The sequence below is a fragment of the Rugamonas sp. GW822-FHT03B10 genome (assembly GCF_058801745.1).
This window is the reverse complement of record NZ_JBXANP010000006.1, coordinates 1-13,067: the sequence shown is the minus strand read 5'-3', so window position 1 is coordinate 13,067 and position 13,067 is coordinate 1. Positions and strand designations below refer to the sequence as shown.

The window sequence follows — 13,067 nt, the reverse complement described above, 5'->3', positions numbered from 1 at the left end:
AAAACTATGCGAAACACATCAGGATGGAAGATTATGAACAAGCTATCGGCCGTGTGGCTGGCCGTGTTCGTGTGCGCGAGCGTGGCCGGCTGCGGCAAGTCCGAAGCGCAACGCCAGCAGGAATCGGCGGCCACGCTGACCAGTCTCGGTGAAAAATACGTGAAGGAAAAGGTGCTGGAACCCTCGTCGGCCCAGTTCCGCAACCAGTTCATCGGTAAAAAAGGCGCGCCGTGCGGCGAAGTGAACGCCAAGGATGCGTTCGGCGGCTACATCGGTTTCCAGCGCTACATATCGGTCGCGCGCGACCTGACCCTGTTGGCGCAGGACGTGGCGCCGGCCGAATTCGATGCATCGTGGGCGCAATTGTGCCGCTGACGCGGTCCACGCCATTCATCAAATAAAAATGGCGCCAGGCCCGATTTATCGCAGACCGCGATAAATGAGCGTGGCGCCATTGCGCGCTGACGCGGCTTACGCCTTGTTCTTGCGGCGGGCGACGCAGGCCAGCAGACCGAGACCGGCCGCCAGCATGGCGTAGCTTTCCGGTTCCGGCACCGGCGGCGGGGTGGCGCCGTCCACACCGCTCAGGTGCACACTCCAGTTCGGGCCCATGCCGCGGTGGCTGGCCGGTTGGTCCCAGTTGGCCAGCGGGATGGCGTCGTCATTGTCGAAGCGGAAGCCCTGGCTCAGCTGGTTGCCGTTGGCCCAGTTGTTGTAGGCGGCGATGGTGAACAGGTAGTTGCCGGCCGCCAGCGTGTCGAACTTCAGGCCCGAGTCGAACACGGTCTGGCCGGGGGCGATGTCGTCGGCATCGTCGTTCTGGCCGACCAGGGCGCCGTCTTTCCAGACCGCCGTGATCGGGTCGAAATTGACGCCGTGCAGGTAGGAGTCGGTCCACACTTTGACATTGGTGGCGTCCTGCAGCAGCGTGAACGGGATCTGGATCACGTCCTTCTGGTAGCGGATGGTGCCGCTGAAGTTGAAGTCGGCGGCCTGGCTCGGTGCGGCGAAGGCGGCCAGCAGGGCACTGCCCAGCAAGAGCTTGAGTTTCTTCATATCATATCCCCAAAATTGAATTTAAAACAATGTCAAAAAGACAGTGCATTATTTCAAAGAATGGAATTTTTGTCATGCTTTTTTGATATCGCCGCTTGCGTGCTGCAAGCAACGGGGCAGCCTCAGGCGCCGCGCCGCGCCTCGGTATGGCGGTTGCTGCGGCGGAACGCGGGCTGCGCGCCCGGCGGCCGGCCATAGGCTTCCATGGCCCGCTCGTAGCCATACTGCCACTGGTCGTTCATGTGCTGGACGAAGGTGGCGTAGTCGCGCGGCATGACGAGCCGGATGCGGTTGCGGCGCCAATCCAGCTTCTTCTGCATCTGCTGGCGCGCCAGCGCGCGCGACACGTCCGAGGCGTCGATGCGCACGTCGGCCGGGTGGCTGTTGGCGTAGCGCAGCCGCTCGTTGCCGTCCAGGCCCAGCACGGCGCGCCAGGCGGGGATGGCGAACGCCTGGTCGAACGCTTCCTTGTATTCGATGGCCACGTGGCCGGCCAGGCGGCGCGCGATCTCGATCGGGAACAGGTCGAGCACGCCGCCGATGTAATCGTGGCCGCCGTGATGCTGGCAGCGGAAATAAATCATGTCGGCGATCGACAGCCGGGCCGCTTCCGTCAGCGGGACGGTGCCGTCGGTCTGCAGCGTGTCGGCCACCGCGTGCTCGCCCCAGCGCGGATCGCTCAGGGGCGAGGCCATGCCGTCCAGCAGGGCGGCCGCGCGCGGGCCGCAGAACACGGTTTCCGCGAACAGCTTGCGCTGGCCGCGCGGCCGCCCCACGTCGTCCGGACCGAACAGCAGCTTGCCGCCGATGATGGCCACGTCCACCGCCGGGGTGCCGGTGACGGGCGGGAACGGCAGGGCGGGCGGGATCTCGAACAGGTAGTCGCGGAACAGGTCGGGAATGACGGGCGCGCGCGCCGCCGACAGCTTGCGCCGGGCCGCGCCCAGCAACGTGCCGGCCATGCCCGCGTGCTGGGCCGACCTCAGCTCGCACCAGAAGCGGTACATGGCGCGCGAGGTGAGCCAGGCGCGCCGGGCGGCGTCGTCCGGCAGCTGGTGGATGATGGTGGCGGCGATCGAGCCGCCGCAGCTGGCCAGCAGCAGGTCGGGCGCGCAGCCGGCCTGGCGCGCGGCCGCGTACATGCCGAGGTAGATGCCGAAACGGAATCCGCCGCCGGCCATCACCATGCAGCGCTGATAGGGAGTTGCTTGCGTCATGGGGGCACCATACCACACCGGCGCGGACGCACGCCGGCTGGGCGGCGGAAATCGTCAGCGGCGCCGGCAATAATTTTTTCATATTGTCGATAAAATTGTAACATTTCTTCTCGCCAACAAAATGCTGTGCTAGGATTGCGTTTTTACCAATGTTCGTCTGGTATCGCGGCCGGTAGTGGGGGACCACTAAAGCGGGCTCGAACCTATGCCATGTCAAGACGGCGAGGCTGGCCGAGGGCTAGAATGCGGGATGTCGCCGCACGCTTTGCGGTCCCCGGCCCGCATCGGAACCAGTTCATGTACTACGGAGAACGCTTCAACAGCATCACCCACACCGTGGGCGCCGCGCTCGCGGCCGTCGGCGGCACGCTGCTGATCGCCATGGCGGTGCGCAGCGGCGATCCCTGGAAGGTGGTCAGCTTCAGCGTCTATGTGGCTTCGCTGCTGACGCTGTACCTGGCCTCGACCCTGTACCACAGCGTGCGCGGTCCGGCCAAGCAGTGGCTGCGCCGGCTCGACTACTGCGCCATCTACCTGCTGATCGCGGGCAGCTACACGCCGTTCACGCTGGTGAGCCTGCGCGGACCGTGGGGCTGGTGGCTGTTCGGCGCCGTGTGGACGCTGGCGGCGATCGGCATCGTGCAGGAGCTGTGGTATGCGCGCGGGGCGCGCGTGCTGTCGCTGCTGATCTACGTGCTGATGGGCTGGCTGAGCGTGATCGGCGTGCGGCCGCTGGTCGCCGCGCTGGGCTGGAACGGTTTCCTGTGGCTGGCCGCCGGCGGCCTGCTGTACACGGGCGGCATTGGATTTTATGCCACCGATCACAAGCTGCGCCATGGGCACGGCGTCTGGCACCTGTTCGTCCTTGGCGGCAGCATGTGCCATTTCGGCGCGGTGCTGCTGTATGTGGCGTGACGGTGGTGCGTTTCAACGACCTCACCACGCGGGACTATTTTGGATATCCATTCCGACGATTTGAAAACCTTCGTCGCCGTGATCGACAGCGGCACCCTGAGCGCCGCCTCGGTCCACCTCGGGCAGACCACCTCCGGCGTCAGCCGCGCGCTGTCGCGCCTTGAAGACAAGCTGGCCACCTCGCTGCTCACGCGCACCACGCGCCGCATGGAGCTGACCGAGGAAGGGCAGCTGTTCCTGGACAGGGCACGCAACATCCTGGCCGCCATGGAGGAGGCCGAGGAGGCGATCCGCATCCGCCAGCAAAAACCGGCCGGGCGATTGTGCGTGGACGCCGCTTCGCCGTTCATGCTGCACTGCGTGGTGCCGCACGTGGCGGCGTTTCGCGCCATGTACCCGGAGATCCGGCTGCAATTGAGCAGCAACGACCAGCTCGACGACCTGATCGAGCAGCGCACCGACATCGCGATCCGCGTCGGCACCGTGGCCGACACGACGCTGCACGCCCATGCGCTCGGCTCCAGCCCGCTGTACCTGCTGGCCAGCCCGGCCTACCTGAACGCGCATGGCATCCCCGCCTCGCCGGAGGAACTGGCCGGCCACGTCCTGCTCGGCTACGCGCACAACGCGGCGGACAACCACTGGCCGCTGCGCCACGCCGGCGGCAACAGCCTCGACATCACGCCCACCATGACGGCCACCAGCGGCGAGACGCTGCGCCAGCTGGCGCTGGCCGGCCAGGGCATCGCCTGTCTGGCCGAGTTCATGACCCGCGCCGACATCGAGGCCGGGCGCCTGGTCAAGGTGCTGGTGGGCAGCTACACGGGCCACCGCCAGCAGATCCACGCCGTCTACTACCGCAACACGCAGTTGTCGCAGCGCATCCGCTGCTTCCTCGACTTCCTCCAGCAAAAACTGTGAGCGTGGCGCGCGCCGCGCCGCGCCGCGCGGCGGCGTGTGTGCGTGAGCGTACAGTGTGCACGCGCGGCGCGGGCATATGATGAATTGCCTGGTGGGGCGATACCGACAAGGATCCGGCACCACCGGCGGGTTGGCCGGGCGCCCCGAGTCCCCGGCACCAACAACGCTACCAATGCGAGGGCATCATGGTTCAATCCAACCATCCATCCAAATACCTCGTGCGCGCCTACCTGGAGCGCCGCTCGCGTGATGCCAAACCACCGCCTTCGCCGCACGAAATCCGCCGCCAGCTGGGCTGGGGCCTGTCTCTGTCGGGCTGGCCCTACGCAAGCGTCAGCCGGGCGTGATGGCGGGCGGCGCGGTCCGCTCGATGTGCCACCAGCCTGGCAGCAGGGCTTGGATCTCCGGCCGGCCGAAACGGTCGTCGATCAGGAACACGGTGCCCTGGTCGGTCTGGGTGCGGATCACGCGGCCCGCCGCCTGCACCACCTTCTGGATGCCCGGATACAGATACGTGTAGTCGTAGCCGGCGCCGAACGTGGCCTGCATGCGCACCCGTATCTGCTCGTTGACGGGATTAATTTGCGGCAGGCCCAGCGTGGCGATGAAGGCGCCGATCAGGCGCGCACCCGGTAAGTCCACCCCTTCACCAAACGCACCACCCAACACGGCGAAGCCGATGCCCACGCTGTCGGGCGCGAAGCGCTCCAGGAATTGCGCCCGTTCCGCCTCGTCCATGCGGCGCGCCTGGCGCCACTGCGGCACGTCCGGGCAGCGTTCGGCGAACAGCGTGGCCGCCTGCTCCATGTAATCGAAGCTGCTGAAGAAGGCCAGGTAGTTGCCGGGCTGGCTGCGGTACTGCGCCTCCATCAGCGCCGCGATCGGCGCCAGCGACTGGCGCCGGTGCTGGTAGCGGGTCGAGATGTGGCCGGCCACCCGCACCGACAATTGTTCGGCCGCGAACGGCGATTCCACGTCCACCCAGGCCGTGGTGGCGGGCATGCCCAGCGTGTCGCTGAAATAGTTCCAGGGGCTGAGGGTGGCCGAGAACAGGGCGACGGTGTGGGCGGCCTCGAAGCGCGGCTTGAGGAACGGGGCGGGCACGATGTTGCGGATGCAGAGAACGGAGTTGCTGTGGCTCGCGTTGCGCCCGGCCGGGCCGCCCTGGGCGATGTCGAACAGCGAATGGTCGCCGAAGGTGTCGGCCAGCCGCGTGAATTGCAGTACATCGAAGTAGAACGATTGCAGCTCCGGGTCCACGTGGCCCGGATGGTCGGCCATGTGGTCGGTGATGGCGCCGGCCACGCCCTGCAGGGCCGCCATGTATTTGTCCGGCAGGCCGGGGTAGGCCTGGTAGTCTTCCTGCTGCTCCTTTTCCAGCGCGTTCCACTGGCGGTGCAGGCGGTCCAGCGGCTTTTTCAGTTCCGCCGGCGCGACCTTGCGCAGCATGCGCAGGGACGCGTGTTCGAGTTCGGCCGAATACATGGCGCGGGCGCGCGACACCATGTTGTGCGCCTCGTCCACCAGTACATTGACCTTCCAGCCGTGCATCTGCGTGAGGCCATGCAGCATGGCGCCGGCGTCGAAATAGTAGTTGTAGTCGCCCACCACCAGGTCGGCCCAGCGCGCCATCTCGGCGCCCAGGTAGTAGGGGCAGACCTGGTGCGCGAGGCCCACCTCGCGCAGCGCGGCCCGGTCCAGCGTGGCCACTTGCAGCGCGGCGGCGCGGGCGGCGGGCAGGCGGTCGTAGAAGCCGCGTGCCAGCGGACACGATTCGCCGTGGCAGGCCAGTTCCGGATGCTCGCAGGCCGTGTTGCGGGCCGCCAGCTCCAGCGTGCGCAGCGGCAGCAGCGGCGCGGCGCGGCGCAGCATGGCCGCCGCGTCCAGCGCCATCTGGCGGCCCGGCGTCTTCGCGGCCAGGAAGAACACCTTGTCCAATCCGTGTTCGGCGCTCGCCTTGAGCATGGGGAACAGGCTGCCCACGGTCTTGCCGATGCCGGTTGGCGCCTGCGCCAGCAGGCAGCAGGCGCGGTTGCTGGCCTTGTACATGGCTTCGGCCAGCTGGCGCTGGCCGGGACGGAACGTGGCGTGCGGGAAGCGCATGGCCTTGAGCTGGGCGTCGCGTTCGGCGCGGTGCGCCAGTTCCTGCCGCGCCCAGGCGAGGAACAGGCCGCACTGCTGCTCGAAATAGGCTTGCAGCCCGGTGGCCGTGTGGTCCTCGTGCAGCACGGTTTCCTTCTGGCTGGCGATGTCGAAATAGACCAGGGCCAGGCGCACTTGTTCCAGCCCCCGTTCGCGGCACAGCAGGTGGCCGTAGATCTTCAACTGGGCCCAGTGCAGCTGGCGGTGGTTGTCCGGCATGCGCGCCAGGTCGCCGCGATAGGTCTTCACTTCCTCCAGCTGGCGGCGGCGCGGATCGTAGCCATCGGCGCGCCCGCGCACGCGCAGCGGGCCGTGGTCGCCCGATAGCGGCAGCTCGCGCTGGTAATCGTCGTCGCGGCGCGCGGCCACCACGGCGTGGCCGGCGATGCCTTCCTGCGCCGTGGGCGCGGGTGTGAAACGCAGATCAAGGTCGCCCGCCTTGGCCGTGAACTCGCACAGCGCGCGCACGGCGACCGTGTAGCGCTGCCCGGTCGTCGCGGCCACAGCGTCCACAGCGTCCACAGCGGCCACCGCCTCCATTGCGTCCGCCGCCTCCATCGCGTCCGTCGCCTCCATCGCGTCCGCCGTGCTCATTGCGCCCATTGGAGGTAGCAGACGGCCACCGGCATGTCGTGCGCGGCGCAGTAGTCGATCCAGCGCTGCTGGCTGTCCTGCAGGCGGTCGCCGGGGCCTTTGACTTCGATCATGGCGTAGCGCCGCTCGGCCGGCCAGAACTGGATCAGGTCGGGGAAGCCGCTGCGGTTGGCCTTGACGTCCTGCAGGATGCGCTCGAACGCGTGCCGCAAATGACGGGGCGGGATGCAGTCCAGCGCCAGGGCCAGCAACCGCTCGTCCAGCGCCTCCCAGAACACGAACGGCGACTGGATGCCGTACTTGGCGCTGAAGTTGTGCGCGATGGTGGCGCGGTAGCTGCCGTCGTCGAGCTGCGCCAGGCAGGCCGCGAACTGGGACGCGCGGCGGCGCTGGAAGTCGGCGCTGTGCAGGTCGGCCGGGCCACGGTGGAACGGGTGGAAGAAGGCGCCGGGGATGGCGCTGAACACGGCGTCCCAGCACAGCAGGCCGAACAGCGAGTTGATCAGCGCGTTCTCCACGTAGTAGACGGGGGCGTCGTCGCGCGTCAGGTGGTCGCGCACCACCAGTTCCACGTAGCTCGGTTCAGCCGGCGGCGGCAGGCTCAGGTCGATGCGGCGGGGCTGGACGGGCGCGGCGGCGGCCGGTTTGGCGTGGCCCAGGCTGCGCGCCAGCCGAGGCGCCATGCGCAGCAGTTGCAGCCGTTCGGCCTCGCTCTCCGGCTGCCGCCACGCCGCTTGCAACAGCGCGTAGGCATCCGCGTGGCGGCCATCCTTTTCCAGCACGCGGATGGCGCGCGCGCGGGCGCCGGGGTAGGTGCAGCCGGCGTACAGCGCGTGGGCGGCGGCCCAGTCCTGCTGCTTTTCCAGCTGCTGGGCGAACTGGAACAGCAGCCGGTCGCGCCGGCTGTGCAGCCATTCGTTGTCGGGCGCGCAGGGCGGCAGGTCGGCCAGCACGGCCGCCACGTCCTCGCCGGCCTGGAAGCGCTCGCGGCACTGGTGCAGTTGCAGGTAGTTGTCGATATCGTGGCGGGTGCGGAAGCCGCGCGCGGCCGGCGAGAACGCCACCTTCTCGTACTGGTAGATGCCCAGGTCGGACAGCACGAACTCGGTCCAGTCCTGGTGGAAGTTACCAAAGAAGATCAGGCGCAGCCGGTCGCACAGGGGCTGGGTGACGATGTGGTAGACCTGGTCGCCGGCGTCCGGATGCCAGGCCGAGAAACGGTGGGCGCCCGCATGGCGCGCGCGCAGCGCTTCCAGCTGGTCGGCCTTGCGCAGGGTCTTTTCCTGCGGCGAGAGCTGGAACAGGCGGCCGATCTCCGGCTTTTGCAGCAGCTCGAACAACTGCTCCAGCGTGAGCACGGGATCGGCCTCGATCCAGCCCTGTTCGGCCAGCGGCGCGGCGGCCGCCATGCTGTTGCCGATTTCCGCGTAGGCCAGCTTGCTGGCGCGGAACAGCTCGCCCTTGCGCATCACCATGCGCACGAACAGCGCGCGGGCCGTCCGGGGCAGGGCGGGGAAACCATGGAGGAAGGCGCGTTCGTCGGCCGTCAGCAGATCGTCGTAGCGTTCGCCGATCCAGCTCAGGACAAGCTGGAAGTTGTCCAGATAGTAAAACGGGTTTTCCAGGACTTTGATCATTGCGGAGGACGGACGGCGGAATAACTGTATCTATGTACAGTCTATCGCGTCCGGCGCCGCTTGCACAGCACAATTGAAGAATTGGGGACGTAACGCATTGCTTATTGTGTTACGTCCCCAATTGCGGAGCGGGCTATTTTTTTGCGGCCTTGGCGGTGTTCTGCTCCACGATGGCCGAAGCCTTGGCGATCTGGGCTTCGACCGCCGACACGGCTTCCTTGGTGGCCTTGGTCACCTGCTCGTAGCCGGCGAAGGCGTTGTCGATGGCCGTCTTGACGATCTGCACGGCGTTCTCCGAGCCGGGACGCACATTCTTCGTCACGTCGTAGATCAGCGCGCTCAGGTTGCTCTTGGCCTCGGCCACGTGCGCGTCGGCCGCGCGCGTGAATTCCTCGCGGATCTCGGCGATGATGTCGCCCAGTTGCTGGTTGTACGCGGCCGCGCCGGCCATGCCCGGCTGCACGTGGGCGGCGGCCAGCTCCATGGCGGCCTTGGCATCCTGCGCCTGGCTCAGCGCCTTGCCGGCCGCCAGGCTGTCCTCCACGTTCGATTTGGCGGTGGACATGTTGAGCGCGACCACCTGTTCCACCCCTTGGACCGCGCGGTTGGTCAGGGCGTTGAAGGTTTCAAGTTGAAATTCAAACAGGGCTTTCGTTGCGTTGGCAAATTGTTCGGGATTCGTAAACATAGGTTCTCCTCGTGGTGATGGGATGGTGCTATCGTTCGCTTGAAGCCGGTCCTGCTGAATTGTCCTTGCTCCCCATTATTTAACAACCAGGGGCTTTTCGCAACGACCATCGCGATAGGGGCCGCCGGCGCGCTCCCAGCCCGGCCCCAGCGGCCATTGCGAACAGGCGGTGGCGCCATCGATCTTGCTGCGCCATTTGTACCAAGGCGCGGGCTTGGCGCACAGCGCGGCGCTGGCCACCAGCAGGACGGCCGCCAGCGCCGTCACCAACGGCCGGCGCCTGGCACCGGATGGCAGATGTGGGGTGGGCATCGTGCGCGTCATGGCAGCTGGAGCGCGCAGACCTGGTTGCGCCCGCCTTCCTTGGCCGCGTACAGCAGCTTGTCGGCCGTGGCGATCATGGTTTGCTGGGCCGCGATGCTCTCGGGCTCGGCGAAGTCGATGCTGGCCACGCCGAAGCTGGCCGTGGCCCGGATCATGTGCTCGCCGTGGGGCACGGGATTGGACGCCAGCGCCTGCCGCAGCCGCTCGGCCAGTTGCACGCCGCCGCGCAGATCCGTCTCCGGCAGGATCAGCAGGAATTCCTCGCCGCCGTAGCGCACCACGCTGTCGATGCTGTCGCGCGTCATGGCCTGCATCAGGCCGGCGAAGGCCACCAGCACCGCGTCGCCGCCGTGGTGGCCGAAGCTGTCGTTGACGTTCTTGAAATGGTCGAGGTCGCACATGATGACGGTCAGGCTGAGCTGGTAGCGCTGGGCGCGCGACAGTTCCGTCTCCAGCAGTTGCTCGTGCAGGTGGCGCCGGTTGAAGCAGCCGGTGAGCGGGTCGCGCACGGACAGGTTCTTGAGCACGGTCTGGGCCCGGAACTCGTCGCGCCACAGCAGCTGGTAGCGGCGCGCGGCCACGTAGCCGAACACATTGGCCAGCGCCAGCAGGGTGGCCATGGTGGCCAGTTCCACCTCGCGCATGGTGCCCAGCAGCCGCGCCAGCAGCACGAAGCCGATGGTGGCCGATATGGCCACGCCCAGCGTGTACAGCATCCGGTTCGGGATGTAAATGTAGAGCACGATGATCAGGATGGTCATCGAGATCGCATGCAGCGAGAATTCCGACGAGCGCCACGCCGCGATCAGCAGGAAGCCCGCGCACGCGGCCGCCTCGGTGACGGTGGCGACGACGCGGGCCGTGGCCAGCGAGCGCGGATAGCGGCGCAACAGCAGCAGGCTGGTGAGCGCGATGGCCACCACCAGCAGCCGCACGCCGACCAGCAGCGCGCTGTGGCTGGTGTAGCCCATCCACATCACGTCGGTGACGGCGAAGGCCAGGTAGAAGAACGAGCAGAACAGGAACGTGACGCGCAACTGGGCCTGGGTGTCGGCCAGGTGGTGCAGCTGGAACTGGCGCTCGGCGTCGGCGTTGCGGAATTCGCTGCGCAGGGGCGCCATGTCCAGCGACAGGGGGGCATGGGGGAGGCGCATGGTGTCAGCGCGGCGCCACGGCCGGAAGCAGCAGCGTGAAGCAGGTGCCCTGGCCGTCCGTGCTGACCGCTTCGATACGTCCGCCCAGCACGCCGGTGACGATGTTGTGGGTGATGTACAGGCCGAGCCCGCTGCTGCCGTGGCCCAGCCGCGTGGTGTAGAACGGGTCGTAGATGCGCGCCAGTTGCGCCGCCGCGATGCCCGCGCCATTGTCCGTCAGCGTCAGCTCCACTTCGCCGGCCGTCGTGGGACGGGCCCGGATCGCGATGGTGCCGGCCGTGCGGCCGCTGAAGCCGTGCAGCACGCTGTTGTCGAACAGGTGGGTCAAGGCCTGGTCGAGCGGGCCGGGGTAGCTGTCCAGTTCCAGGTTGGGCGCGATGTCCTCGATCACGGTCAGGTCGCAGTCCTTGACGGCCGCCTGCAGCGGCAGCACCAGTTCCGCCACCAGCCGGTCGAGCAGGAAGCGGCGCCGCTGCGAGCTGGCCGCGTCCACGGCGATGCGCTTGAAGCTGTCGACCAGGCTGGCCGCGCGCGTGAGGTTGCGCACCACCACCGCGTCGGCCTCGGTGGCCTGCGCCAGGTACGTCTCCAGCGTGGAGCGGCGCAAGCCGCCTTCCACGTCCTGGCGCAGCGCGCGCAGGCGCTCGCTCATGGTGGTGGCCACGATCAGGCTGTTGCCGATGGGCGTGTTCAGTTCGTGCGCCACGCCGGCCACCAGCGTGCCCAGCGCGGCCAGCTTGTCGCGCCGCACCAGCTCGTCCTGCGTCATGCTCAGGTTGTCGAGCGCCGTGCTCAGTTCATCGTTGGCCATCTCCGCCTGTTCCTTGGCCTTTTGCAGTTCGGCCGTGCGGGCCGCCACCTGCTCCTCCAGCCGTTCCTGGTGGCGCGCCAGCTCCTCCTCGCGCCGCGCGCGCACGATGGCGATGCCGGCCAGGTGGGTGGCCACGTTGATCAGGCGCTGGTCGGCGGCGGCCGGCGAGCGCACTTCGCGGTAGTACATGGCGAACGAGCCGAGCACCTGGTCGCCGTCGAGCAGGATGGGGATCGACCAGCAGGCCCGCAAGCCATGGGGCGCGGCCAGTTGCTTGTACGGGGTCCACAGCGGATCGACGGTGATGTCGGACACGATCACCATCTCCTTGCGGAACATGGCCGTGCCGCACGAGCCCACGCCGGGGCCGATGATGACGCCGTCGAGCTTGCGCAGGTAGTCCTGCGGCAGGCTGGGGCCGGCGGCCGGCGTCATGCTGCGCCCGTCGGCGTTCAGCAGCATCACCGAGCACAGCACGCCGTCGGACTGCGATTCGATCAGCAGCATCAGCTGGTCCAGCGTCGCTTGCAGCGGCGCGCCGCCGGCCACCATTTCCAGCAGCTTGTTCTGGCCTTCGCGCAGCGCCTCGCCGCGCTTGCGCGCGGTGATGTCGACCAGTCGGATGTGCATCAGGCGCCGGCCCGGCACGTCCAGCGCCACCATGCGCAGTTCGCAGTCGATGGGGCGGCCGCTGCCGTCGCTGAAACGGGCCTCGAACACGCGGATGTCGCCGGCCGCCACCAGCGCCATGTGCTCGGCCAGGCGGTCGGCGGAACTCTTGCCGTCGGGCTGCTCGGGCGGGCACAGGGCCAGCAGGCTCGATTGCAGCAGCACGTTCTCGGTGCGGCCCAGCATCTGGCAGGTGCTGCGGTTCACGTTGACCAGACGGTTCTGTTCCAGGTCCAGCAGCAGCACGGCATCGGGCGAACCGGCCAGCAGGGTGTGGTAATTGATTTCGAGGTCATCGAGGCGCGGCGCCGGCGGCGTGGCGGCCGGCGTGCCCAGTTGCGCCACGATCTGTTCGGCCAGCGCGCCGGGCTGGAACGGCAACGCCAGGTAGCGGCTGGCGCCGGCCGCCGTGGCCCGCGCGCGCTCGTCCTCGCTCGGCGTGGCCGACAGCAGGAACACGGGGGCGTGCACGCGCGCGCCATGGCTGAGGCGCTGGCACAGTTCAAAGCTGGCGCTGCCGGCCAGCGTCACGTCGAGCAGCACCAGCGCGATGTTGCCCTCGCTGGCGGCGCTGAGCACGCTGTCGCCCTTGCTGACCGATTGCAGCAGCAGCCCATGCCCGGACAGCAGGCGCTGCAGCTCTGACAAGTCCGGCGCCGAACTGGTGGCGATCAGGACGGTGTGCGGCAGGCCGGAAGGGGGCAGCTGGGTCATGGGTGGGGCAGGTTGCATTCGGGTAATGCAAGTGTAGTACAAGATGGGAGAGGGCAGGGCGGTTCCGTGCGGCGGCGCGTCAATTTTGGACAACGCTGGGCGCGTGGTGTGGCGCGGAAATGAAAAAAGCCGCGAACTCGTGAAAGTTCGCGGCTTTTTCGCGTATCCGGTAGAGTGGTGCCCACGGAGGGACTCGAACCCCCACACCTTGCGGCACATGGACCT

The 13,067-nt window shown here is 67.7% G+C and carries 12 protein-coding genes; 4 read left to right on the top strand and 8 right to left on the bottom strand.

Annotation, left to right across the window (positions count from 1 at the left end; all coding sequences use genetic code 11):
- Positions 1-33: 33 nt before the first annotated feature.
- Positions 34-375 carry a hypothetical protein gene (locus tag AC1RQG_RS11565; RefSeq protein ID WP_493131393.1) on the top strand — a complete coding sequence of 114 codons (342 nt, stop codon included), beginning with the start codon at positions 34-36 and terminating at the stop codon, positions 373-375.
- 96 nt (positions 376-471) lie between these two features.
- Here AC1RQG_RS11565 and AC1RQG_RS11560 read toward each other — a convergent pair whose 3' ends face one another.
- Together AC1RQG_RS11560 and AC1RQG_RS11555 are read right to left on the bottom strand one after the other, a co-directional pair.
- Complete coding sequence (locus AC1RQG_RS11560) at positions 472-1,056, bottom strand: DVUA0089 family protein (protein WP_493131391.1); 585 nt, start codon at positions 1,054-1,056, stop codon at positions 472-474.
- Between the two features lie 122 nt (positions 1,057-1,178).
- The gene (locus tag AC1RQG_RS11555) at positions 1,179-2,273 is read right to left on the bottom strand and encodes a patatin-like phospholipase family protein (RefSeq protein ID WP_493131389.1); all 1,095 of its coding nucleotides are present in this window, start codon (positions 2,271-2,273) and stop codon (positions 1,179-1,181) included.
- Positions 2,274-2,570: 297 nt separating this feature from the next.
- Here AC1RQG_RS11555 and trhA point away from each other — a divergent pair, with 297 nt between their 5' ends.
- From trhA to AC1RQG_RS11540, 3 genes are all read left to right on the top strand, one after another.
- Complete coding sequence (trhA, locus tag AC1RQG_RS11550) at positions 2,571-3,188, top strand: PAQR family membrane homeostasis protein TrhA (RefSeq protein WP_493131387.1); 618 nt, start codon at positions 2,571-2,573, stop codon at positions 3,186-3,188.
- Positions 3,189-3,227: 39 nt separating this feature from the next.
- Positions 3,228-4,109, top strand: coding sequence for a LysR substrate-binding domain-containing protein (locus AC1RQG_RS11545; RefSeq protein WP_493131385.1), 882 nt, complete (start codon positions 3,228-3,230; stop codon positions 4,107-4,109).
- Positions 4,110-4,294: 185 nt separating this feature from the next.
- On the top strand, positions 4,295-4,456 hold the full coding sequence (locus AC1RQG_RS11540; RefSeq protein WP_493131383.1) for a hypothetical protein: 162 nt from the start codon (positions 4,295-4,297) through the stop codon (positions 4,454-4,456).
- On the opposite strand, the gene AC1RQG_RS11535 is transcribed toward AC1RQG_RS11540, so the two are convergent.
- The 6 genes from AC1RQG_RS11535 to AC1RQG_RS11510 form a co-directional block, all read right to left on the bottom strand.
- Positions 4,443-6,791, bottom strand: coding sequence for a helicase C-terminal domain-containing protein (locus AC1RQG_RS11535; protein ID WP_493131941.1), 2,349 nt, complete (start codon positions 6,789-6,791; stop codon positions 4,443-4,445). The two genes, AC1RQG_RS11540 and AC1RQG_RS11535, sit on opposite strands and share 14 nt — an antisense overlap.
- 50 nt (positions 6,792-6,841) lie before the next feature.
- A complete protein-coding gene (locus AC1RQG_RS11530; RefSeq protein ID WP_493131381.1) occupies positions 6,842-8,482 on the bottom strand; it encodes a VRR-NUC domain-containing protein in 1,641 nt (546 codons plus the stop codon).
- A gap of 133 nt (positions 8,483-8,615) precedes the next feature.
- Complete coding sequence (locus AC1RQG_RS11525) at positions 8,616-9,170, bottom strand: phasin family protein (protein WP_493131379.1); 555 nt, start codon at positions 9,168-9,170, stop codon at positions 8,616-8,618.
- A 75-nt stretch (positions 9,171-9,245) separates the two neighbouring features.
- Positions 9,246-9,482, bottom strand: a complete 237-nt coding sequence (locus tag AC1RQG_RS11520) for a hypothetical protein (RefSeq protein WP_493131377.1) — start codon at positions 9,480-9,482, stop codon at positions 9,246-9,248.
- Positions 9,483-9,490: 8 nt separating this feature from the next.
- Positions 9,491-10,648 carry a GGDEF domain-containing protein gene (locus tag AC1RQG_RS11515; RefSeq protein WP_493131375.1) on the bottom strand — a complete coding sequence of 386 codons (1,158 nt, stop codon included), beginning with the start codon at positions 10,646-10,648 and terminating at the stop codon, positions 9,491-9,493.
- 4 nt (positions 10,649-10,652) lie between these two features.
- Complete coding sequence (locus tag AC1RQG_RS11510) at positions 10,653-12,860, bottom strand: ATP-binding protein (RefSeq protein WP_493131373.1); 2,208 nt, start codon at positions 12,858-12,860, stop codon at positions 10,653-10,655.
- Positions 12,861-13,067 lie beyond the last annotated feature (207 nt).